General features: G+C 69.1%; 14 protein-coding genes. 5 read left to right on the top strand and 9 right to left on the bottom strand.

What is annotated here, in order from left to right; genetic code table 11:
• Positions 1-76 precede the first annotated feature (76 nt).
• A complete protein-coding gene (locus JFB92_RS19340) occupies positions 77-1,078 on the bottom strand; it encodes a TerC/Alx family metal homeostasis membrane protein (RefSeq protein WP_199042607.1) in 1,002 nt (333 codons plus the stop codon).
• Positions 1,079-1,222: 144 nt separating this feature from the next.
• Complete coding sequence (locus JFB92_RS19335) at positions 1,223-2,749, bottom strand: alpha-N-arabinofuranosidase (protein WP_199042605.1); 1,527 nt, start codon at positions 2,747-2,749, stop codon at positions 1,223-1,225.
• Between the two features lie 244 nt (positions 2,750-2,993).
• Between JFB92_RS19335 and JFB92_RS19330 the strand changes: the two genes are divergently transcribed.
• Positions 2,994-3,773: an MHYT domain-containing protein gene (locus JFB92_RS19330; RefSeq protein ID WP_199042603.1), complete on the top strand. Its 780-nt coding sequence runs from the start codon at positions 2,994-2,996 to the stop codon at positions 3,771-3,773.
• 11 nt (positions 3,774-3,784) lie between these two features.
• Here JFB92_RS19330 and JFB92_RS19325 read toward each other — a convergent pair whose 3' ends face one another.
• Complete coding sequence (locus JFB92_RS19325) at positions 3,785-4,798, bottom strand: LacI family DNA-binding transcriptional regulator (RefSeq protein WP_199042601.1); 1,014 nt, start codon at positions 4,796-4,798, stop codon at positions 3,785-3,787.
• A gap of 129 nt (positions 4,799-4,927) precedes the next feature.
• Entirely contained in the window at positions 4,928-6,367 is a 1,440-nt protein-coding gene (locus JFB92_RS19320) for an MFS transporter (protein WP_199042599.1), read from the bottom strand.
• A 185-nt stretch (positions 6,368-6,552) separates the two neighbouring features.
• On the opposite strand from JFB92_RS19320, the gene JFB92_RS19315 reads away from it, so the two are divergent.
• Positions 6,553-9,336: an AfsR/SARP family transcriptional regulator gene (locus JFB92_RS19315; protein ID WP_199042597.1), complete on the top strand. Its 2,784-nt coding sequence runs from the start codon at positions 6,553-6,555 to the stop codon at positions 9,334-9,336.
• 185 nt (positions 9,337-9,521) lie between these two features.
• Positions 9,522-11,156 carry a glucuronyl esterase domain-containing protein gene (locus tag JFB92_RS19310; protein WP_199042595.1) on the top strand — a complete coding sequence of 545 codons (1,635 nt, stop codon included), beginning with the start codon at positions 9,522-9,524 and terminating at the stop codon, positions 11,154-11,156.
• Positions 11,157-11,218: 62 nt separating this feature from the next.
• Here JFB92_RS19310 and JFB92_RS19305 read toward each other — a convergent pair whose 3' ends face one another.
• Positions 11,219-11,971, bottom strand: a complete 753-nt coding sequence (locus JFB92_RS19305) for a class I SAM-dependent methyltransferase (RefSeq protein ID WP_199042593.1) — start codon at positions 11,969-11,971, stop codon at positions 11,219-11,221.
• 34 nt (positions 11,972-12,005) lie between these two features.
• On the bottom strand, positions 12,006-12,677 hold the full coding sequence (locus tag JFB92_RS19300) for an alpha-ketoglutarate-dependent dioxygenase AlkB family protein (protein WP_199042591.1): 672 nt from the start codon (positions 12,675-12,677) through the stop codon (positions 12,006-12,008).
• A 666-nt stretch (positions 12,678-13,343) separates the two neighbouring features.
• On the opposite strand from JFB92_RS19300, the gene JFB92_RS19295 reads away from it, so the two are divergent.
• Positions 13,344-17,954, top strand: a complete 4,611-nt coding sequence (locus tag JFB92_RS19295; RefSeq protein WP_199042589.1) for a HEAT repeat domain-containing protein — start codon at positions 13,344-13,346, stop codon at positions 17,952-17,954.
• A 61-nt stretch (positions 17,955-18,015) separates the two neighbouring features.
• Here JFB92_RS19295 and JFB92_RS19290 read toward each other — a convergent pair whose 3' ends face one another.
• The 3 genes from JFB92_RS19290 to JFB92_RS19280 all read right to left on the bottom strand — a co-directional run bounded on the left by JFB92_RS19290 (position 18,016) and on the right by JFB92_RS19280 (position 21,763).
• The gene (locus tag JFB92_RS19290; protein ID WP_199042587.1) at positions 18,016-19,326 is read right to left on the bottom strand and encodes an alginate lyase family protein; all 1,311 of its coding nucleotides are present in this window, start codon (positions 19,324-19,326) and stop codon (positions 18,016-18,018) included.
• A 113-nt stretch (positions 19,327-19,439) separates the two neighbouring features.
• Positions 19,440-20,612 carry a sulfotransferase family protein gene (locus JFB92_RS19285; protein ID WP_233163533.1) on the bottom strand — a complete coding sequence of 391 codons (1,173 nt, stop codon included), beginning with the start codon at positions 20,610-20,612 and terminating at the stop codon, positions 19,440-19,442.
• Between the two features lie 107 nt (positions 20,613-20,719).
• A complete protein-coding gene (locus tag JFB92_RS19280) occupies positions 20,720-21,763 on the bottom strand; it encodes an HD domain-containing protein (RefSeq protein WP_199042585.1) in 1,044 nt (347 codons plus the stop codon).
• Positions 21,764-21,826: 63 nt separating this feature from the next.
• On the opposite strand from JFB92_RS19280, the gene JFB92_RS19275 reads away from it, so the two are divergent.
• Entirely contained in the window at positions 21,827-22,351 is a 525-nt protein-coding gene (locus JFB92_RS19275; protein ID WP_199042584.1) for a 2'-5' RNA ligase family protein, read from the top strand.
• Positions 22,352-22,641 lie beyond the last annotated feature (290 nt).

The raw sequence follows: 22,641 nt of genomic DNA, 5'->3' as shown, positions 1-22,641 counted from the left end.
GGGCCCCCCCCGGGACCGTGAACTGGTGTTCTGATATCGATCAACCGGCGATGGCGACCTGGGCCATCGGGTCCGCCTACTCGTGGCCGGGGGCGCGGTGGGACGCCTTCAGGGATCCGGCGTGGGCCACGGCCTCGGGGTCGCGCCTGGTCTTGATCAGGCTGGCGATCGTGACCACCACGAGTACACCGACGACGACGCCGAGGCTGACGGGGGTGGGGATCTCCGGGAAGCCCTCGTTGATGTCCACATGCGCCCAGTGCAGGATGAGCTTGACACCGATGAACGCCAGGATCAGCGCCAGGCCGGTCGAGAGGTACACCAACCGGTCGAGCAGGCCCTTGACCAGGAAGTAGAGGGCGCGCAGGCCCAGCAGCGCGAAGGCGTTGGCGGTGAAGACGATGTAGGTCTCCTCGGTGACGCCGAAGACGGCCGGGATCGAGTCGAGGGCGAACAGCAGGTCCACGCTGCCGATCGCGATCAGCACGATGAGCAGCGGGGTGACCACGCGGCGGCCGCCGACCTTGGCGAACAGCTTCCCGCCGACGTACTCGTCGCTGACCGGCAGGATCTTCTTGGACGCCTTGACGACCGCGTTGTCCTCGATGTCGGGGTCCTCTTCCCGGTGGCGGAACAGCTGCACGGCCGTGTAGATGAGCAGCAGCCCGAACAGCAGGAACATGAACGAGAACAGGTTCAGCAGGGCCGCCCCGAGCGCGATGAAGGCCGCCCGCATGATCAGCGCGAGGATGATGCCGAAAGTCAGCACCTTGTGCTGGTGTTCGGTGGGGACGGCGAAAGTGGTCATGATGATGACGAACACGAACAGATTGTCCACCGAGAGGCTCTTCTCGATGATGTACCCGGCGAAGTACTCGGTGCCGGCGTCCCCGCCGTACTGGCTCGCGAACCAGACGCCGAAGCCGACCGCGACCAGGATGTAGAAAACCGACCAGGCGGTGGCCTCGCCGAAGCCGACCCGGTGCGGACGGACCGCCGCCAAGATCAGGTCGACCGCCAGCAGCAGGACGATCAGGCCGATGGTCACGGCCCAGGTGAGTACGCTTATGTCGAGCACCGGATCCCCTCGTTTGCGTTGCAAGCGATAACGCCGCTCATTATGCCCGGACCCGGCGCGCCCGAAACCTGAGCCCGCGTGCGATGACGCGGGCCGGGCCGACGGCACCGCGCCCCGGGGCCGGTCCCCGGGGCGCGGTCGGGGTCAGGCGATGCGGCCCTCGACGGTGACGAAGGAGTGGGCCGGGACGCGGACGCGCAGGCCCTTGCCGGTCGCGGTCACCCCGTCGTGGGAGCGCGGGGCGATCGCCTCGGGCTCGTCGGGGGTGTTGTGGGTCTGGAGCGCCTCGCCGGTCAGCACGCGCGAGGAGACCTCGGTCAGGGAGCCGCCGCGCAGGTCGAGGTCGATCTCGACCGCCCCTTCGGCATCCAGGTTGGACAGGGAGAACAGGGCCTTGCCGTCCTTGCGGGAGGCCGAGACCGAGAGCGTGGACAGCTCGCCCTCGCCGACCTGGCGGGTCGGCAGGCCGGAGGGCGTGAACACCTCCAGGCTCGATGCGTCCTGGTGCCCTTTGTTCATCTCGAACACGTGGTAGGTCGGGGTCTTGACCAGGGCCCCCGAGTCGGGGTCGGTGAGGATCATCGCCTGGAGGACGTTGACCGTCTGGGCGATGTTGGCCATGACCAGGCGGTCGGCGTGCCGGTGGAAGATGTCGAAGTGGAGGCCGGCCACGAGCGCGTCGCGGAGGGTGTTCTGCTGGTACAGGAAGCCGGGGTTGGTGCCCGGTTCGACGTTCCACCAGGTGCCCCACTCGTCCAGGACGATCCCGATCTCCTTCTTGGGGTCGTAGAGGTCCATGACGTTGGCGTGGCCGGTCAGCAGCTCGTCGGTGCGGGCGGCCTTGGCCATGGTGGTGTAGTACTCGTCGGTGTCGAACTCCGTGGCCGAGCCCTTGTCGCCCCAGGTGCCGGCGATCGTGTAGTAGTGCACCGAGATCGCCTGGTAGAGGGGGCGCTCGACGCGTTGGCAGCCGATGTGGCTCAGCTGCTCCATGAGCGTCTTGGTCCACTCGAAGTTGAAGTCGGCCGCTCCGGCGGCGATGCGGTAGAGCTTGTTGTCGCCGTAGTCGCGGCAGTAGGTGGCGTACTTGCGGGCCTCCAGGGCGTACTGCTCGGCGGACATGTTGCCCCCGCAGCCCCAGGTCTCGTTGCCCAGGCCCCAGTACTTGACCTTCCAGGGCTCGTCGCGGCCGTTGGCCTTGCGCAGCCGCACCATCGGGGAGTCGCCGTCGCTGGTGAGGTACTCGACCCACTCGCTCATCTCGCGGACGGTGCCGGAGCCGACGTTGCCCGAGATGTAGGGCTCGGTGCCGAGCAGCTCGCACAGCGCCATGAACTCGTGGGTGCCGAAGTGGTTGTTCTCCTCGACGCCGCCCCAGTGGGTGTTGATCATGGCCGCGCGCTCGGACTTGGGGCCGATGCCGTCCATCCAGTGGTATTCGTCGGCGAAGCAGCCGCCGGGCCAGCGCAGGTTGGGGATGTCGAGGGCCCGGAGGGCCTCGACCACGTCCAGGCGGATGCCGCCTTCGTTGGGGATGTCGGAGTCCTCGCCGACGTAGAAGCCGCCGTAGATGCACCGTCCGAGGTGCTCGGCGAAGTGCCCGTAGACGTGGCGGTTGATCGTCGGTCCCTCGAGGTCGAGGTTGACGACCGCGGATACAGCGTCGCTCATTGGGATTCCTTCGGTAGCGCGTGAATGCCGTCACTGATTTTACCGGTATAATCATGCGGATCGCGACCAGGCTCACGGCTCCGCGATCCGGCACCGCTCCCAAGAGCGGCGCGCATGCCCGGACGGGCAGGCTCCCCGGGCCGTTCGGACTAATTCGGATGGGCGATGTTCTCGGGGCCCCACCAGGGAAGACTTTAGGGTTAGCATCAACCTGACCCACCGATCCCCCACCATCGGAACCCTCATGATCGAGCACTTCGACCACGGATACATCACGTTGGCGGTCGCCTTCGCAGTGTCGATGTCCGGATCCGCCCTCGGCCTGCTGCTTTCCCGACAGGCCCGCCTCCACACCGGGACCCGCCGCCGAGTCCAGTGGCTGCTCCCGGCCGCCTTCGCCATCGGCGGCACCGGCATCTGGGTCATGCACTTCGTGGCCATGCTCGGCTTCGACGTCGACGGCGCCATCTTGCGCTACGACCCGCTCATGACCGCCGCCAGCGCACTCATCGCCATCGCCGTGGTCGCCTGCGGCCTGCTGGTGATCGGACTGGGCCGCATCACGGTGGGCCGGTTCGCGCTGGCCGGCCTGTTCACCGGCGGCGGCGTGGCCGCGATGCACTACACCGGCATGGCCGCCATCGACTCAACGATCGAGCTGCACCACGATCCGGCCTACGTGGCCTCGGCGATCGCGATAGCCATCGGCGCCTCGACCACGGCGCTGTGGCTGGCGCTGCGGCTCCAGAAGACCGCCGCGATGTGGCTTGCCGCGGCCGTGATGGCCATTGCGGTCAACGCCATGCACTACACGGCGATGCTCGGCGTGCGCGCCGGCGAGGCGACCGGCGACGAAGTCCACGGCGCGCACTCGATCGAGCTGATCTTCCCGATGGCGGTGCTGACGGCGGTGGTGCTGCTGTTCCTGATCTACACGGTCATCACCGCGCCGAGCGCTTCGGAACTGCACAACGAGGCCCGTTTGGAAGCGCTCCAAGAGAGCTTCGAGACCCGCCTCAGGTGAGCGGGGCCGAGTCAGGCGGTCGACTCGCGGATCTTGAGTTCGAAGGGCGCCATGTGCTCGGCCGGGGTGTGCTCGGCGCCCCCGATGCGCGCGGCGACCAGGTCGACGGCCTTGGCGGCCATCCACCGGTGGTCGGGCGCCACGGTCGACAGCGAGGGCACCATGCACGCGGCCTCGGGGATGTCGTCGAAGCCGAGCAGGCGGACCTGGCCCGGCACGCTCACGCCCCGGTCGGCCAGGCCGCGGAGCACCCCCTGGGCGACGGAGTCGGTCACGGTGAGCGCGCCGTCGATGCCGAGCCCGGAGTCGGCGATCCACCGCCCGGCCTCCCGGCCCGAGGTCAGGTCGAAGCCGCTCAGGGGCACCATCAGGTCCGGGTCGGGCTCGATGCCGCGCTCGGCGAAGGCGGCCAGGTAGCCCCGCTGGCGGCGGGAGGCCACCGAGAGGCGGTCGAGTTCGCCGGCGCCGAGGAACGCGACCCGCTCGCAACCCTGGTCGATCAGGTGGAGGGTCGCGGCCTTCGCCCCGTCCTCGTTGGGCATCAGGACGTGGTCGAAGCGGCCGCTGAAGCCCTGCTCCCCCAGCAGGACCACCGGGAAGTTCCCGGCCGGGAGCCGGAGGGTGCCCGGGTCGGCGCCGACGGCGCTGAGGATGAGGCCGTCGAACTGGAGCCGGTGGGACTGGGCGATCGCGTCCAGCTCCCCCGCCTCGGCCGCGCCGGTCTGCTCCAGGGCGACGTGGAGCCCGTACCGCCGGGCCTCGGCGATCACCAGCGTCGCCAGGTGCCCGAAGTAGGCGTGGCCGATGTCGGGCACGGCCAGCCCGATCACGCCGGTGCGCCCGGACTTGAGGACGCGGGCGGTGACGTTGAGCCGGTAGCCGGTCTCGCGGATCGCCTCGAGGACCCGCTGCCGCACCGCGTCCGAGACCGGCACCCGATTGTTCACCACATTGGACACTGTCATCTTGGAGACGCCCGCCATGCGCGCCACGTCGCTCATGGTCGGCTTCCCCGGATCGGACATGAGCCGATCCTAATTCGCCCCGCCGGGGCCCGGACCGAGGTCCCGCGCCGTTCGGCTCTCGGTCACCCCGCCGCCGGACGCGCCGGCGCGGACGGACGACCACCCGGTCCACTCGGGGCTGCATTTCGGCTAGCCGACCGAGCGCCGACCGGAGCGGCCGCACCCTCTCATGAGCGGCAGGGTGATCAGCGGGCTGAGCAGGGCGGCTCCGGCGAGGACGCCGACGGCCCACCTATGTCCGGCGGCCGCGGCCTCGGCCGCCGTCAACGCCTGGGGGGCGCCCGCCGCGATCCAGGCGATGATCGTGGAAGCGGCCGCCACACCGAGGGGGCCTCCGATCATGTAGGTGCTCTCCTCGACGCCGGAGGCGATGCCGTGGTCGGACTCGTCGACCCCCGACAGGGCCGCGATCGAGCAGGTGACCATGGCGATCCCGAAGAAGACTCCCAGCACCGCGACCGAGACGACGATCAGCGGCAGGCTCGCGTCCTCGGCCGAGATCGCCGTCAGCGGCAGGGCGGCGAGCCCAACCCCGAGCATCGACACCGTCACCAGTGAGCGGATCGAGAAGCGGAGAGTGAGCCGCTGGGCGACCACCACGCCGCCGAACCCGACCGCCGCAGGCACCAGCATCAGGGCGCTGAACTGGACCGCCGAAAGCCCGTGCACGCCCTGCAGGTGGAGCGAGAGGACCAGCCACAGCCCCTGCTGAGCGAACCCGGCCAGGAACAAGGCGATGTTGCCCGAGCTCAAGGTCGAGTTGCGGAACAGACGGAACGGAACCAGCGGAGACTTGGAGCGGGTTTCGGCGGCCGTGAAGACCGCTGCCGCGACTACTACGCCGAGCACGCCGAGGAGCGTGTGCGGGTGGCCCCAGCCCTTGTTCGGGATCTCGGAGAAGCTCCACACCAGCAGCATCAGCCCGCCGGTGGCAGTCGCCGCTCCGGTGAAGTCGAAGGCGCCGCGGCGCTCGATCGGGGCGTCGGGGCCGATCAGCCGCAGGCTGGCGAACCACACGGCGACGGCTATCGGGACATTCATGTAGAAGATCCACGGCCAGCCGGGGCCGTCGGTCAGCGGCCCGCCGACGATGAAGCCGACTATGCCGCCCAGGCCGCCCACCGAGGACCACAGGGCCAGAGCCTTGTTGCGCCGCGGCCCCTCCTCGAACACCTTCATGATGATCGACAGGGCCGACGGCAGCACCAGCGCGCCGGTGGCGCCCTGCGCGAAGCGGGCCGCGACCAGCACCTCGGGAGTCCAGGCCAGGCCGCACAGCAGTGAGGCGGCGGTGAACATGGCGACGCCGACCAGGAAGGTGCGGCGGCCCCCGAAGTAGTCGGCCAGGCGTCCGGCCAGGAGCATCAGGCCGCCGAAGGCCAGTGCGTAGCCGGTGATGACCCAGTGGAGCCCGGTGGCCGAGAAACCGAGGTCTTCTCGGATCGACGGGAGTGCGGTGACGACGGTCGAGGTGTCGAGCACGACGCAGAACGCCATGCCGCACAGCGACATCAGGATCGCCCACTGGCGTGAGGCGAGCGGTTCGGTCTTCACTTCGGAGGCGACCATTTCGGGACCTCGGCTTTCTCGGTTCGGCGGATTCAGGCGGTACAGGGTGCGATGTCGTCGCGGGACCGAACATGGCCCGGCGGCGTTCCGAATTCGTTCCGGAGCGGTTCCGGCGAACCGGAACCGCGCTCGGGCGAGGGCTTCGGAAGGGGCCGGTGACGCGGGCCGGTTGCTACCGTTGCGCCATGCGGTTCGGAGTGCTTGGCCCGATCACGGCGTGGGACGGCGAGGGTCATCAGGTCGCGATTCCGGGTGCGAAGGTTCGGGCGCTCATGGCGCTGCTGCTGATCCACCGGGGCAAGGTGGTGTCGGCCGACAAGATCGCCGACGCCCTGTGGGGCGCCGAGCCCCCGGCGAAGGTCGAGGCGGTGCTGCGGTCGAAGGCCTCCCAGTTGCGGCAGGTCATCAAGCGCGCGGGCGGCGACGCCGGGTCCATGCTGCGTTGGGAGTCGGGCGGGTACCGGCTCGAGGTGGACGAGGAATGGACCGACGCGGGCCGGTTCGAGGCGCTGGTGGCACACGCCGGGCCGGAGGCGACCCGGCAGTCGGCGCTCGAGCTGCTGGCCTCGGCCGAGCAGCTGTGGCGGGGCGACCCGTTCGGGGAGTTCCGGCACGAGCGGTTCGCCATGGCGGCCGCCGGCGAGCTGGAGGAGACCCGGCTTGGCGCCTGGGAGCGCCGCGTCGAGCTGCGCATCGAGCACGGCGAGGCCGCGGCGGTGGTCGGGGAGATCGACCGCGCCGCCGCCGAGCATCCGCTGCGCGAGCGCGTCCACGTGCTGCTGATGCGGTGCCTCTACCAGACCGGGCGGCAGTCCGAGGCGATGGACGTCTACCGGCGGCTGGCCGAGCGCCTGGGCGAGCGGCTCGGCGTCGACCCGGGCCCGGAGGCGGCCGAGTGCTACACCGAGATCCTCCGGCAGGAGCGGCCGATCGTGAAGCCCGAACCGACTGCCGAGGCGCCGCGGGCCGGGATGCCCGCGCCGTTGACGCCGCTGGTGGCCCGCGAGGCAGAGTCGCGGGAGCTGGCGGGACTGATCGAGCGCTCGCGCCTGGTGACATTGACCGGGCCGGGCGGCGTGGGCAAGACCCGCCTGGCCGTCGAGGCGGCCCGCCGGGCGGGCGAGTCCTTCCCCGACGGGGCGGTGTTCGCCGATCTGGGCGCCGTGCGCGGAGGCGAGGACGAGGTGCTGCGGGCGCTGGCCGAACCGCTCGGGGTCCGCGACGACGCCTCCGCGGGCGTCGAGTCGCCGGGGCTGGCCTACCGGCTCTACAGCGCGGTGCTGACCAAGCGGATGCTGCTGGTGGTCGACAACTGCGAGCAGGCGGTCGGCCCGATCGCGGCCGTGGTGGCCGAGCTGCTGCACTCCGGGCCGGAACTGCGGGTGATCGCCACCAGCCGGTCGCCGCTGGACGTGCCGGGTGAGAGAGTGATGGCCCTCGGGCCGCTGTCGTTCCCGGACGGGGACCAGGCGGCCGATCCAGAGGCGTTCGGTGCCTACCGGCTGTTCGATCATCTGGTGAGGACGGCGGGCGGGACGGTGGCCGCGCCGGAGACGGCGCTGCGGATCTGCCGCCGCCTCGACGGCCTCCCGCTGGCGCTGGAGCTGGCCGCGGTGCGGGTGCGCTCGCTCGGCGCCGAGGAGGTCGACCGGCGCCTGGAGGACCGGTTCCGGCTGCTGGGCGGCGGAAAGCGGTCCGGCGCCGACCGGCATCGGACCCTGGAGGCGGCGATCGACTGGAGCTGGAACCTGGCCGACGAGGAGCAGCGGCGGGCGCTGCGGCGCCTGTCCTACCTCGAGGACTGGAGCTTGGAGGCCGCGGAAGCACTGTGCGGACCCGAGGTGGACGTGCTGGAGACGATCCCGGCGCTGGTCGACCAGTCGCTGGTGGCGCTGGACCAGTACGGTCGGGCCCGGTACTGCATGCTGGAGTCGGTGCGGGCGTTCGGCCTGGACCGCCTGCGGGAGTCCGGCGAGGAGTCCGTTGTGGCCTCGCGGCTGCTCGACCACGCCCGCGGTCTGGTCGCGCGGTGGACGCCGCGACTGCGCGGGCCCGGGCAGAGCGAGGCGTTGACGGTGTTGCGCGATGAGTCTCCGAACCTTCGGCTGGCCCTGCGTACCTGCGAGGACCCTCTGCCGCTGGTGCTGGACTTGATGTGGTTCTGGGCGCTCACCGGGCGGCTGACCGAGGCCCGGGAGGCCCTGCGGTCGGCGATGGACAGGGCCGATCCGGAGAGCGCGGCCGCGTGGGCCGGACGCTGCTGGGCCGAGGTCCTGCGGCTTCGCACGGCTGAGGACGGGGACGCGGCCGGGCCCGAGGTCCGACTGGAGGCCGTCCCGGACGCCGGTGGGTCGCTCGGGGAATCGGTGCGGCTTGCCGCGTGGTTGCTGTCGACCACTCGCACGGCGATGGGCATCCCTCCGGGTGAGCCGGTCCCGGTGGTCGTCCCGGACGGGGCGTGGGGCGCGGCGGCCGCGACGTTGACCGACTCGATGGCCGCGATGCTGGCCGACGACGTCGCCCTGGCAAGGGAGCGGGCCGAGGAGAGCCTGGCCGGGTTCGAATCGGTCGGCGACCGGTGGGGCGAGATTCAGGCGGTCGACCTGCTCAGCCGGGCCGCGAACGAGGCGGGCGCGGGCGAGCGGGCCGATCTCCTCGACCGGAGGTCGCTGGAGGCGGCCGAAGCGCTCGGGCTCGACAGCGACCGGTCGCGGGCGCTGTCGCGGATGGGCCGCAGGGCCCTGGCGCGAGGCGAGGTCGCCGAGGCGGAGCTGCTGTACGAGCAGGCGCGGCGGGTCGCCGGTGAGCAGTGCGACGCGCTGGTGTGCGCCGAGGCCGAGGGCGGTCTGCGAGCGGTGCGCGAGGCGGCGGCCGAGCCGGTGGAGGCGGGCTCGCGGGAGTGGCTGCGGATACTGGCGCTGTCGGACCTGCACACCGACCCGCCCGAGGACGGAGCGGTGGCGGCCTGAAGGCCGATCGTTGCGTATCGAAAATTTTCGATATAGACTCTGGGGCACCCTCACTGGAACTTTCACCGATATTTTCGGTGCGAGTGTTCAGCGCTCGACGCCGGCGCGCGGCAACCCCGCCGAACGCCGCCCTTCACCGTCGATGATGGACCTCCACCCTTGGCACGAGAAGAGGACGCTCCGCCATGCCATCATCGAAACGCCTGCGCGCGACCTTGGTCGCGCTCGCGGCCGCGACAGTCGCCGCGGCCATGACCCTGGTACCGAGATTCGCGGCCGACGCCCAAGAGGGCGCCGCGCCGACGCAGATCGAGGCCCTCTCCGAGTTCGACGGGGCCGACTGCGACCTCCCGCCCGGGTCGCCGGGCTCGAACTCGCAACTGCCCGACCCGTTCACGAGCATCGACGGCACGCCGATCACCTCGGTCTCCCAATGGGAGTGCCGCCGCGCCGAGATCAAGGAGCTGGCCGAGTCGGCCGTCTACGGCGACAAGCCCGCCCCGCCCGACTCGGTCACCGGAAACGTCTCGGGCTCCAACATCACCGTGAACGTCACCGACAACGGCCAGAGCACCAGCTTCTCGGCCTCGGTGCAGACTCCCGGCGGCTCCGGTCCGCACCCGGCCGTGATCGTCTACGGCGGCTTCGGCGCCGACACCGACGCAATCCTGGGCGCCGGGGCCGCCGTCGTCAATTACGACCCCGGCGCGGTCGGGGCCGAGGGGACCGGCCGGTCCAACAAGGAGGGCGCCTTCTACGACCTGTACGGCTCGAACTCGAGCACCGGCATCCTGATGGCGCAGGCCTGGGGAGTCAGCCGCATCATCGACGTCATCGAGTCCTCGGGCGGGAACGTCCTGACCGACTCCACCGGCGTCACCGGCTGCTCCCGCTACGGCAAGGGCGCGTTCATCGCAGGCGCCTTCGACCAGCGCATCGACCTGACCATGCCGGTCGAGTCCGGCACCGGCGGCGTCCCGGCATTCCGCTCGGTATCGCAGGAGAGCGGCGCGCAGCCGCTCAGCAGCGCCTACGGCGAGCAGCCCTGGCTCGGGGACGCCTTCGGCGACTACACCTCCAACCCCGCCGGGCTTCCGGTCGACACGCACCAGATCGTCGGCATGATCGCCCCCAGGGGGCTGCTGGTCATGGAGAACCCGCACGTCGACTGGCTCGGCGCCTCCTCCGGAGCGCTCGGGGCACTCGGCGGGCGCGAGGTCTACCGCGCGCTTGGGGCCGAATCGAACATCTCCTACATCTCGGACGTGCAGAACGGCGACCACTGCGCTTCGCGTCCGGAGTGGAGCGGACCGATCCAGCAGAGCATCAGGGCGTTCCTGCTCGACTCGGACAGCGCCCCGGGCGTGTTCGACGTCAGCCCGAACCGGCCGGCCGACCTCGGCCAGTGGCGGAACTGGCAGACGCCGACGCTCGGCTCCGATCCCGGCGAGACCACCCCGCCGGACGACACGACCCCGCCCGACGAGACCACTCCCCCGGACGAGACCACTCCCCCGGTCGAGGGCGGCTGCACCGCCGAGATCGTCGTGGTCAACGACTGGGGCTCGGGCTGGCAGGGCAACGTCGAGATCACTGCCGGAGCCGAGTCCATCAGCGGCTGGGCCCTGGAGTGGTCGTGGCCGAGCGGTCAGTCCATCTCCAGTTCCTGGAACGCCGACGTGTCGGGCTCCGGGTCCTCGGTGACCGCCACCGACGCCGGCTGGAACGGCCCGATAGCGGCGGGCGAGACCCGCAGCGCATGGGGCTTCATCGCCTCCGGCCAAAGCACCTCCCCCGCGGTCACCTGCACCGCCACCTGACCGCTCTCCCCTGAATACGGCCGCGCGGCGGAGGACGGACGCCCCTCCGCCGCGCGGCCGCCTCACGCCCGAGGGGCAACCGCGGCCGTCCCGTTCACGTCGGGCCGCGCCCGCAGGACGAGGAACGGCGGCAGCCCGGCGCGGCGGGGCTGTTCGGCGACCACGCCTTCGTCGGGGGCCGGCTCGGTCATCGCTTCGAGGGCGAACCCGTGCTCGATCAAGGCGGCGACATAGGTGCTGAGCTTGCGATGCCGATTCCCGGCCCGGCGCACCCCCTGGGGATTGTCCGAGCGCCAGAAGCCCTCGGTCGCATAGTCTCCCACCACTCGGCGCGGAGAATCCCGGTCGCCCGTCCAGCTCGCGTGCGGGGCCTCGAAGCACGGATGCGGAATGACGGCCACGAGTCCGCCACCGGGCACGAGCACCCGGCGGACGGCCAGCAGGCAGGCGGCCAGATCCGGCACGTTGTTGAGCGACAGGCCCGCGATGACCCAGTCCTTCGAGGCGGACCCGACCGTGGCGAGAGCGCAGCCGTCGTCCACCGCGAACTCGGCACCGGTCGGCGTCTCGGCCTCGGCGGCCAAGGCGTGCTCGATCATGCGCTCCGCCGGATCGATGCCCAGCGCCTTCGCTCCGCGTTCGGCGGCGGCGCGGGTCAGCAGGCCCTGGCTGCATCCGATGTCCAGCACGCGCAGTCCGCGCAGTTCGGTCGGGAGTTGTTCGAAGAGAATGTCGCGGGCGAACTCGTGCATTGCCGAGCCGGCCCGCTGGCGCTCGGCGAACCAGTCGGCGATCTCGTTCCAGGCGTCGACCATCGCAGCGATCCTACTTGCCTCCTGGCGCGCCTTGTCACTCGTTTTCCGACGTGCGGAAGCCGCTGACTCGCAGGGTGATGTTCACTCGGCCGTCCAGGTCCAGCCAGGCCGGTCCGGTTCCGGGGAAGACCTTCGGCACGCCGTGGTAGGCCAGCCGCGACGGTCCGCCGAAGACGAACAGGTCGCCGCTGGCGAGGGTGACGTCGGTGTACGGCCTGCCGCGCGTGTCGGGATTGCCGAACCGGAAGCGGCACGAGTCGCCGAGGCTGAACGACACCACCGGGGCGTCCGAGCGCTCATCGGAATCGCGGTGCATGCCCATGCGGGCGTCGGCGTCGTAGAAGTTGATCAGCCCGATGTCGTACGGCGTCGGACCGGCGAGGTCCGAGCCGCCATAGGCGGCCGCCAGCGCTCGCTCGGCCAGCTCCCCCAGCAGCGGCGGGAAGGGTTTGACCTCGGCGCCGTCGCCGTCGACCGCGTGCTCGGTGTACTTGTACGGCAACCAGTGCCACCCGAGCGACACCTGCTTGGCGCTCATGGTGCCGCCGCCGGGGGTGCGGACCGTCCTCATCCCCGCGGGCGGGCGCGCCCACTCGCGGCACCGGGCGAGCAGCTCGATCTGCTCGGACTCGCCGAGCCACCCCGGCACCCACACGGCTCCCGGAGCGACCTCGGTCCGCTCCCTGTCGAACAGTTCACCGGCCATGGGCAACAAGGTACGCGAGCGGTCCGACGATCGGGAGTCACGGACGCGTGGCCCGGCAGTCGCTGCCGGGCCCGCACCGACACTGATCAGGCTCCCGACGCACCTCCTCCACGACGCGCGAGGAAGTAGGTGGCGAGCCCGGCGGCCACGAGCGCCGTGGCCGCGGCCAATACGCACACTCGCAACGTTGGTCTTAGATTCATAGATGCCTCCGAGCTGAGGTGCCCTCCTTTTCGGGCACAGGTGGAGCTGCTGATCGCCGGGGCCGCCGGTCGGTGGTAGAACATCGTTCGAACCGGCGCGCGGCATGGCCACGCCTGCGGGGCGGGCCGTTGAGTCGAATGGATTGCGCGCTTGGCGGGTGGGGGCGATACCAGGTCGTGCCTCGTGTTTCGTGGGGCTGGTCGTTTTATCCATAACCCGATCCTCCCCAACCGACTGACCGAAAGTACGACTCCTGGCGTGCGACGGCAATCCAGCAAGTAAGCGATTGCCCATCAGGAGGGTCGCCAATCTCCCGAGTCGGGCCCGCTTGGAGATGTCGCAATCGAAGGCGCGACGAGTCCAGTCCACAGTGCCGAGCGCTTCCGGATTCGGAGGACACTCGGTCCGTAGAGGGGAATCTCGGTCGCAACACGATGAGCCGGATGCCGATAGAGTGGGATGATGAATGCCGCAGTGTGGCTCGCCCCTGCCGCAACCGTCTTGTCGGCACTGATCATGACCACCCCCTCGATCATCGAGGCGGCCGCCCGCCGCTCCGATTCGAGCCCGAATCCGGCCTCACCGCCGACCGCCCGCCGCCGAATCCTGTGGTGGTCGCTGTCCGCCGGTGTCGCCGCCGCGGTCACCGCAGTTACAGGGTTCCTCAATCCTCCCCTCGGCTGGGTCATCCCCGCGGCCGCCTATCTCATCGCGGCGGCGGCGATCGCCACGGCGATCCGGCTGCGCTCCAAGAACCGTCGGCCGCTCGATCCGGACGCGCAGAAGTTCTGCCGCGAACACGCGGCGCCGAGCGGCGGGTTTCCCTACGACAGAGACTCCCTCCCCGACCTCATCGTCGTCTACACCGACAACGACCTGACCGACTCGGACCGCCGCGGCGCCCAAGAGCAAGCGGCGGGTCAGCAGCAGAAGGACTCCACCTCGCAGCAGCGCGTCTCGTTCGAGGAGGTCCTCCAAGACCCCGCCTACCTGCACCTCGCCATCACCGGTGAAGCCGGCATCGGCAAGACCAGCCTGCTGCAGTTCTGGGACAACGAGCTGGGCAGGCGCCCCCGATCCGGCGGCGGAGCCGAAGCGCGCGAATACCCCGGAGTGCGGCACATGGTGCCGCTGCTGATCTCGGCCCGGAGCCTCGTCGGCAAGGACCGCCTGGCCGACGGTTTCGGTGAACACGGCGGGGACATCCTCGGTCGGCCGCCAGGCAAGGGCCTGAAGTGGCTGGTCATGATCGACGCCTTCGACGAGATAACCGACGCCGACGACCGCGCCGACGTCGAGCGGATCGTGTTCAAGGCGATCGACGAAGCATCCGGGGCGGCGGGCCCGGTCAAGTACGTCGTCACCACCCGCGGTCTGACCGACGAACGCTGGCGCAGCTTCGACAGCCGCGGTGTCACCGAATTCCGGTTGCAGCCGTTCACGCCGGAGCAACTGCGGGCCTTCCTGATCCGACGGGAGACCAGCGCTCGCGAGCGAGAGAGTGACACGGCCGCGTACGCCGCGGCAGAGGCGAAGGCCGACCAGTTCCTGGAGCGGTGGAGAGGCGAGGACAACCTCCTGGAACTGCTGCGGCTGCCGCTGCTGGCCAGGGTCGCCGCCGCCATCTACTTCGACGACGAGCAGACTTCCGGCATCCCCGCCCGCCGCATCGACATCTACTCGGACGCGGTCGAGCACTGGATCTCCCAGTTCACCAAGCGCCTCAACAGCAGACACGCGGACGGAAACGCCGTCCTCGGTCTCCTGACGGAATGGGGCGAGGCCAACGGGTGCTCCGGCGTCGAAGCCTCGGTCCGGGGATTCCTCGAACGGCTGGCCACCCTGCACTTGGAGGCCAGCGGCCGATCGCTTACCTTGATCGCCTGCGAGCTGCTGGGGGTACGGCTGCACCCGAGGCAGCCTCGACTCTGGACGGCCGTCAAGACGCTGCTTGAGGCGACCGGCCTCGTCCACGACGTCAACTCCGACCAGCCGAGGTTCCTCCACAAGACCTTCGCCGAGTTCCTCGCGGCGCGCTCGCTGGCCGACACGTACGGCGATCTCGGCGACTGGAACAAGGGCTTCGACGACCCGGAGCGCCGCATCGGCACCGTGTTCGCGTTCGACCGGCTGCCCATGGAGCGCAGGCGCGAACTCACCGATGCGATGCTCGCCGAGCCCGGCCACGCTACTGCTTGCGGATGGAGTGCGGCCGAAGGTCTCTGCGTGTCCGACGAGCGCGGCCAGATCGACGAGGCGATGCGCGAACGGCTCATCGAGCGCTGCGTCGAGCAGATTCCGCCGAACCCGAGGGACGCGTGGTGGTCCGTCATCGCCATGCTCGCCGCGATCGAGCAGGCGCGCTCGCGGCTCCTGTCCTTCGCGGAGCGGCGGAAAGCGGAGGACTACACGGTCACTCGGATAGTCGTTGAAGCGGCCAAGCATGATCCGGAGGCGGTAGATCGGCTCAGAGGGTTCGCGGCGGACCGTAGCTTCGACCCGCTCGCCCGGATCCGAGCGGCGGACGCCTTGACCGAGTACGACCGTGAGGCCGGTCTCGCCCACTTGCGCGACTTCGCCACCTCGAAGATGTTCCGCCAGCACCTGCGGGTCGACGCCGCGGACAAGATCGCGAGTCATGAACGCCGAGAGGGAGTCGCCAGACTCCGCGCAATCGCCACCGGTACCAGATTCGAGCCCTTCTACCGGGTCACCGCAGCAGGAAGCCTCGCGGCGTACGAACGTCAGGAGGCACTCACCTTGCTGCGAGAATTTGCTACCAATTCCGTCCACGCCGAGTTTCTCCGCACCTGGGCAGCGAGCAACTTCACCAAGTACAACCGGGAACCAGGTATCGAGCTGCTGCGCGAGTTTGCGACCGACCCGTTCTTGCCCGATCACGCCCGGGTCAGCGCTGCCGACGATCTCGTCGTCTACGATCGTGCGCTCGGCATCGCGCTGTTGAAGCGATATGTCGCCGATCCCAGCCTCTCCGACCACAGCCGAGTAAATGCCGCTGGTCATTTGGCAAGCCACGACAGTGCGGACGGTCTGCCGCAACTCCGCTCATTCACTGCCGAAGCGACGATCAGCAACTCAGCCCGAGTCTATGCAGCTCATCTTCTCGCCATTCATGATCCGGAACAGGATCTCACACCGCTTCGTTCAATAATTGAAGATGATTCCCTCGATGAGTTCGACCGAATCGTTGCGGCAGGGTACCTCGCGAACCACGATCGCCACACCGGGCTCGAACTGCTCCGCAAGTACGCATCCGATCAATACCTTCCCGATCTCGCCAAGGTCGAGGCTGCACAAAGCCTGACCGGAGAGGACGGAGAAGCCGGAATACCGCTGCTGAGATCGCACGCCACCGATCCCGGACTGGACCACCTAGCACGGGTGAGAGCGGCGCGAAGCCTCACTACATTCGACTACGACGAGGGTATAGCGCTCCTCCGCGGACTCGCGGAGGACACCCTGTTGCCTCACGACATGCGCACCAGTGCACTGCGTGAGCTGAGCATCCATGCCCCCATGGATTCCCTCGCGCTGCTGCGCCGATTCGCCTCCGATCCCACGGTCAATGGGTTCAACCGTGTAAGTGCGGCTGAAGCGCTGACCAGGATCGTACGCGACGAGGGTCTGGCCGCACTTCGAACCCATGCCGCCGATCCGCTGATCCACGGTCAGATCCGAGTCTCAGCGACAAGGCACCTGATGGCATTCGACCGCGTGGAGGGTTTGGAGCTCCTGCGAACCTTGACCTCCTCTCCGAGGATGGACGGCCGTGGACGCATAGCCGCCGCCGAGCAACTCGCCGAATACGGTCAGAACCTCGGGATCGAATTGCTCCGTCGCTTTTCCACGGACACGTCGTTCTCCGATTCGGATCGGATCCATGCCGCCCATCAGCTAAGCAAATATAACCGGGAGACCGGGCTGTCCATCCTTCGAAAGGGTTCCAAGGATCCCGGCCTCTCGCCTTTCACCCGCTGTCAAGCTGCCGCTCGCCTGGCCGAATACGCTCGTGAGGACGGCATAGACGCGTTGCATGCCTGCGTCGCCGATCGGTCCGCCACTATCGGAACGCGGGTCTCCGCCGTGAGAAGCCTGGCGAAGATCGACCGCGAAGCGGGTCTGGAACTACTGCGGGGTTTCGAGTCCGATCCCTCCCTACCGATCCGATGGCGCATCGATGCCGCTAGGACGCTGGCTGAACTCGACCGACGGACGGGCCCACCGCTGCTTCACTCGTATGCCGTTGATGCCGGACTCGATCGCGCCGACCGATGCACCGCAGCGATGTGGCTTGGCTCGTATGACCGCTGCCTCGGCCGGAATCTGCTTCACGACTTCACCACCGATGAGGATTGCGACGACCTGACCAAAGCGATAGCCGCCGGCCACCTCGCGCAGCTCGATTGGCAAACTGGGATCACTCTGCTGCGCGCCTACGCCAACGAGGATTCCTTCGACGGGCGTGCACGAGTCGAAGCCGCCGATCGACTGGCCGTTATCGACCCCTCGACGCTTTCGAGGCTGCGTGACCTCGCGACCGACGCTGACCTCAGCGACCATGCGCGATTCACCGCCGCCGGCCTCTTGGCGAGCCACGACCGAATTGCAGGCATCGAACTGCTGCGGTACAACGCGGCCCAGCCGCATCCATCCGACACCTTCAGAGTCTGGGCTGCCGACCTTCTGGCGGGGTACGAACGGCTCGAAGGATTGGACTTTCTGGGCAGTTACGCCACCGATTCCTCGTTGGACCGTTTCGCCCGAATCACCGCCATGGACTGGCTCACCGCCCACGGCCAGGCGATCGGGCTCGAACTGCTGCGACGGGAGGCGACCGACGAGTCTGGCGACGCGACCGGGCGCTGCTGGGCCGCCATGGCGCTACTCGACCGAGACACGGAGTTCGGAGAATCGGTCCTCCGAGAGCTCGAAGGGAACATCGATATCGACCTAACTGCACTCGAATCAGCGGTAGAGGAACTGGACGAATTGGACGTCACCGTCGCGAGCCACGCCCTCGAATGGCTGTCCGCTGCCCGAAGACGAAGGTAGGCATGCGGGCCCGGCGCAGTGCCTCCTCCGAGTGGAGGTGGCACGGCGGCGGGCCCGGTCGCTAGAGGGGTGTCAGGTCGGCTGGGATGTCGTTCCAGTGGAGGCGGACGTGGGAGAGTGTTCCGAAGCCCAGGGCGTCGAAGCCTCCGGAGGTCGAGCCGTAGTCGCCTCCTCCGCCTTCGGGGCTGTTCTGCCCGGCCATCTGGGCGACGTTGGGCATCGCGAACCCCTGGCGCTGGGTGTAGTGGCCGTAGACCATCTCCCACACCGGGCGGACCTGTCCGCGTGAGGCGTCCGAGATGGCTGTGTGCTCGCGGTAGTCGCAGTTGTGGCCGAACCCCCAGCTGTAGGTGGTGAACGGCACATCGTCGCCGAGGTTGTAGCGGGCGACGTACTCGGCGGCCTTGGCGAAGGCGTTGTCGTTGGCGGAGTACAGGTCGACGCCCTGGTTCCAGGCCATCTCCATGAAGGCCGCCATGAGGCCGATGCCCATCATGGAGTGCGCTTGGTCGCGGCCGGACTCCTGCCATTGGGCGAGGCCGTCGTGGACGAACGGGATCGCGTTGCCGATCGCGCCGTTCCCCGCGCCGTTCCAGAAGTAGTCGATCGCCTCGTCGAACAGCGAGTCGTCGTCGCAGAGGATCCCGATGGCGATGATCGACGCCATGTTGCACAGGTCCCAGTTGGCCCAGTAGTGGCTGTCGCAGGTGTCGTTGTGCCGCACCAGGAAGTCGCTGTTGAGCGGGTAGAACACGTCCATCATCATCTGCTGGAACCGACCCAGGTCGAAGCCGTCGTAGTCGCGGATCAGCTCCGCGACGTTGGCGAACTGGTAGCCGTAGATGCCTGAGGCCAGGCGCGAGTCCGATGGGGGCCAGTAGATGGACTCCAGCGTCTGCGACCAGGCGTTGCAGATGTCTCGGGCGGTGTCGCCGTGCGCGGTGTCGCCGGTGATCCTCCATCGCAGCGCGTTCTGGTAGGCCGCGTGGATGTCGTTGTAGAGCAAGGGGTAGTTCTCGGGCTTGTCGGTGCTGCCGCGAACGACCTCCTCGACCGGGCGCGGCACCCAACCGCTCTGCGAGTGGTCGTTGGCGACCAGTTTGTCCCAGCCCCAGATCCAGGGCTCGGCTCCGTCGGCGACCTTCCCGGCCATGCGGTCGAGGTCGGCTTGGGTGTGGAGCATCCCGGGATGGGTGCTCTGGAAGGCGGTCGCGTCCTCGCTCGCGCTGGGGACGTCGTCCTCGCGGGCCGAGGCGATGCCCAGGCCGCCGAGTCCGGCGATGCCGAGGCCGCCCACGGCGATCGAGCCCTGCAATATGCGCCGCCGCTTGCGACTTCCGCCGGGGATCTTCTGGTTGTCGTTGCCTGACATGGTGCTCCTTTGCGCCGTGCGGCGAGCGATGCCGGGGAGGGCCGCCGCGAACAGGGATGGATAACGTTGTCCACCACAGCCGGACTTTACACCATATATTCCAATATTTCAATTCAGCTGTTGAGAGTGGTGTTCCAGGTTATGTAGTCGCCGAATGCCTCCTCGACTCCCGCCTCGGTCAGACCATAGGCGGCGAGGGTGTACTCGTGCTTTCGGTCGCGCACGGGGTTGCGCATGACGTTCGTCAGGTGCTCGCCGTCTGCGAGGGTCCAGCGGGTGCCGAGGCGCTCGTACAGTTCGGGGACGTAGCGCTCGGGGGCAGACACGAGCCGGTGGTAGGGCACGTCGATGACCGAGTCACGGTGCCGCTGCCGGAAGGACCGGCCGCGCTCGACCATCTCCGTCATGAGTTCGAGGGCGAAGGCGCCGAGCTCGGCCCGGTCGACCCGGCGCACGAACAGGGACTGCGCGAGGTCGGCCAGCGAGCACAGCGACCCCATGACGGTGTTCGGGTCCCGGTGGGTCCAGACGAACTTCGCGTCGGGGAAGACCCGGCGGATCACCGACATGTTGTCCAGGTCCATCGGGTACTTCAGCACCCAGCGTTTCGTGGGGCGGCCGTACTGGAGGACCTGGAGCGCGGCCTTGAGGTACCGGTAGTCGGGGGCGGGGTCGCGGTCGGACAGCCAGCTGCGATAGCGGGGCATCGGGGCGTGGAACAGCACGTGGTAGAGCCCGTGCGGCAGCAGGAACATGCTCTCTTCGGGCTTCTCGGCGTCGACCGGGTGGATGAAGTCGAAGTCCGGCGCGAAGCGGGTGGTGTTGAACTGCCTGCGGACGGCCTTGATGCGCTTCTGCTCGACCTCCTGGTCCCGTTTGACGTCGGTGTACATCATCTCCCACAGTTTGGGGCCGCGGTGTTCGGGAGATAGGGCGAGGATGTTGTGCGCCAGGGTGGTCGCGGTGCGCGGGAGGCCCACGACGAACACCGGCCGCCGGATCGGCTCCTCGGCTATCTCGGGATGCCGCCGGTGCAGGTCCATGATGCGCAGTCGGTTGACCATCCGCTGCCTGGCGTCCATGATGGTCGTCATCCAGCCGATCGGGGTCAGCCCGGGGACGTCGGCGACGCAGCGGATGAGGAAGCGGAAGTCCTCGATCCACCGCTCGTGCTCGTCGCCGACCTCGATGCCGGCGATGCGCTCGGCTCCGGCGATGGCCTTGTCCCAGGCGGCGTCCGGATCGGCCCTGGAGCGCAGGGCCGGAGTGAGGGCGAGGTTGTACATCTTCAAGACAGGGGTGGTGCGGCCCATGGCGTCCTCTCGGTGGGATGGGGCGTCAGGATGGATCCTACGGAAGCGGCCTGGAGAACCGGTTCAGGACCCGACCGGTTTCAGCCCCAGCGGATGCGGAAGTCGGTGGGCAGGTCGGTGAGTTCGTCGAGCGCCGCTTCGAGTTCGGGGGCGGCGGTCTTCGTCGGGCGGCCGTCGATGAGCGGGGCGGAGCGGTAGATCTTTCGCAGCGAGAATCCCCACCACGAGCGCGAATCGGCGGGCTTCCCGGGCGCGACCCGAAGGCGGTGGGGCTCGTAGCGGAGCCTGGCGGCCTCGGTGCGCGTGTCGCCATGGGATTCGAGGGACGCCCACAGCTGCGCGTCGGTCATCCGCGCCAGCGTCTCAGGGGCGACCGCTCCGTGGTCGAGCAGTCGGCCGACCAGTCGGCGGAGGGTTGAGATGGGGCCGATGTTGTCCCATGAGGTGTGCAGGTGGGCCTCAGCGATTACCAGGTCGATCAGGGTCCGGGCCGTTTCGAGGTCGGTGGAGACCGCCGCTTCGCGCAGGTCGAGTAGGGCCAGCAGTTCGGGCGGGTCGATCTCGAGTCTTCCGCCGTCGCGGGCCGAGCGTGCGAAGGAGTCGAGGTGGTCGAGATTCAGCAGGCCCGAGCCGTTGCGCAGCGGTGAGGGCCCGGAGAGGGCGGACTCGACCGCGTCGGCGTCGATGCCGTGGTCGGCCAGGACGGCGCGCACCGGATCGGTTCGCAGCAGCCGCTCGCCGATGGCGTGGTGGTCCAGGCCCGCCAGTCCTTCGAGGGTGTGGCTGAGCGGAAGGTGACCGATGTCATGGAGCAGGGCAGCGGCGCGCAGGACCTCGTCGTCGGGGTGGAAGTGCGCGGCCACCGCCAGGACGCCGAGTGTGTGTTCGAGCCTGGAGTAGGACTGGAGAGTGGTGACGGCCGACGCGCCGGCGTGGGAGACGAAGTGCAGGCGCCGCAGCGGTTCGGTGCGCAGCAGGTCGGTCTCGGCGGGCCGCAGTCGGACCGTGGCCTTCCACAGCGGGTCGGTGAACGTCCCGCCGAGCCCGATCACGTTGGTCGCCACGGGCGGGACTTCGGCTTGAGCGCGGTCTCGGACCGGGGCCCGTTCGGTTCGGTCGGCCATCGGGCCAATGTAGTCGGCCGAACTGGGTGGGCGAGTGTGGCGGGAGTCGGAGAATATGGAGGGGTGACCGAATACGAAGTTGGACTGACCGCGCTGCTGGCCACGATCGAGGAGGCCGAGCCGCTGGTGGGACGGTGGCGTGAGCGATTCGACCCGTCGGCGGCCTCGGGTGTCCCCGCCCACGTGACGGTGCTGGCGCCGTTCTTGAACGCCGAGCTCCTCGACACTGAGGTCGTCGAGGAGCTCCGGGCCCTCTTCGGCGGCTTCGGGGCCTTCACGGTCCGTTTCGAGCGCTGCGCGTACTTCCCCGATCTGCTGTATCTGGAGCCGACGCCCGACGAGCCGTTCCGTGCGCTGACCGAGTCGGTCGTGGAGCGGTGGCCCGAGGCGCCTCCCTACGCGGGCAAGCACCCCGATCTGGTTCCGCACTTGACGGTGGCCAACGGCGAGGAGCACCCGGTGCTGCGGGGCGTGGAGTCGGCGGTGGGTCCGGGCCTGCCGGTGGCCGCGGAGGTCTCCTCGATCGGCCTGTTCGTCTACGACGGCGAGCGCTGGGCCCGCCGCGCCGAGTTCCCGCTGCACGGGTGAGTCGGTCGAACTCAGGCAGCAACGATTGAGTCGTCTTGGGCTGTAGGCGATGGCCGGGTCGCATTGGGCCCGGCTTCGGGCGGTCAGCGACGAAGAGGTGTGTGGAGGGCTGGTGTCTGCGGCGTGTCTCGGGCCGGGTGGCCCCGGGTTGCCGCGAGGGAGGTTCGTCTTCTGTCGGGCGTGTGCGGTGCCGAGCGTGGATCGCTTGGGACGCAGCCGGCCCCGGGTGCAGAACATGAAAGCTTTCCCACCCTGCGGGTGATGGCAATCGCTGGTTGGGCTGTCACCAT

The sequence above is a fragment of the Glycomyces salinus genome, assembly GCF_016428645.1.
Lineage (GTDB): Bacteria > Actinomycetota > Actinomycetes > Mycobacteriales > Micromonosporaceae > Glycomyces > Glycomyces salinus.
This window is presented reverse-complemented; position numbering and strand designations above follow the sequence as displayed.

Bases quoted from the DNA above. Each gene is read 5' to 3' on its own strand.
- JFB92_RS19335 (WP_199042605.1), bottom strand. From the start codon at position 2,749: ATGAGCGACGCTGTATCCGCGGTCGTCAACCTCGACCTCGAGGGACCG.
- JFB92_RS19330 (WP_199042603.1), top strand. From the start codon at position 2,994: ATGATCGAGCACTTCGACCACGGATACATCACGTTGGCGGTCGCCTTC.
- JFB92_RS19325 (WP_199042601.1), bottom strand. From the start codon at position 4,798: ATGTCCGATCCGGGGAAGCCGACCATGAGCGACGTGGCGCGCATGGCG.
- JFB92_RS19320 (WP_199042599.1), bottom strand. From the start codon at position 6,367: ATGGTCGCCTCCGAAGTGAAGACCGAACCGCTCGCCTCACGCCAGTGG.
- JFB92_RS19315 (WP_199042597.1), top strand. From the start codon at position 6,553: ATGCGGTTCGGAGTGCTTGGCCCGATCACGGCGTGGGACGGCGAGGGT.
- JFB92_RS19310 (WP_199042595.1), top strand. From the start codon at position 9,522: ATGCCATCATCGAAACGCCTGCGCGCGACCTTGGTCGCGCTCGCGGCC.
- JFB92_RS19305 (WP_199042593.1), bottom strand. From the start codon at position 11,971: ATGGTCGACGCCTGGAACGAGATCGCCGACTGGTTCGCCGAGCGCCAG.
- JFB92_RS19300 (WP_199042591.1), bottom strand. From the start codon at position 12,677: ATGGCCGGTGAACTGTTCGACAGGGAGCGGACCGAGGTCGCTCCGGGA.
- JFB92_RS19295 (WP_199042589.1), top strand. From the start codon at position 13,344: ATGAATGCCGCAGTGTGGCTCGCCCCTGCCGCAACCGTCTTGTCGGCA.
- JFB92_RS19290 (WP_199042587.1), bottom strand. From the start codon at position 19,326: ATGTCAGGCAACGACAACCAGAAGATCCCCGGCGGAAGTCGCAAGCGG.
- JFB92_RS19285 (WP_233163533.1), bottom strand. From the start codon at position 20,612: ATGTACAACCTCGCCCTCACTCCGGCCCTGCGCTCCAGGGCCGATCCG.
- JFB92_RS19280 (WP_199042585.1), bottom strand. From the start codon at position 21,763: ATGGCCGACCGAACCGAACGGGCCCCGGTCCGAGACCGCGCTCAAGCC.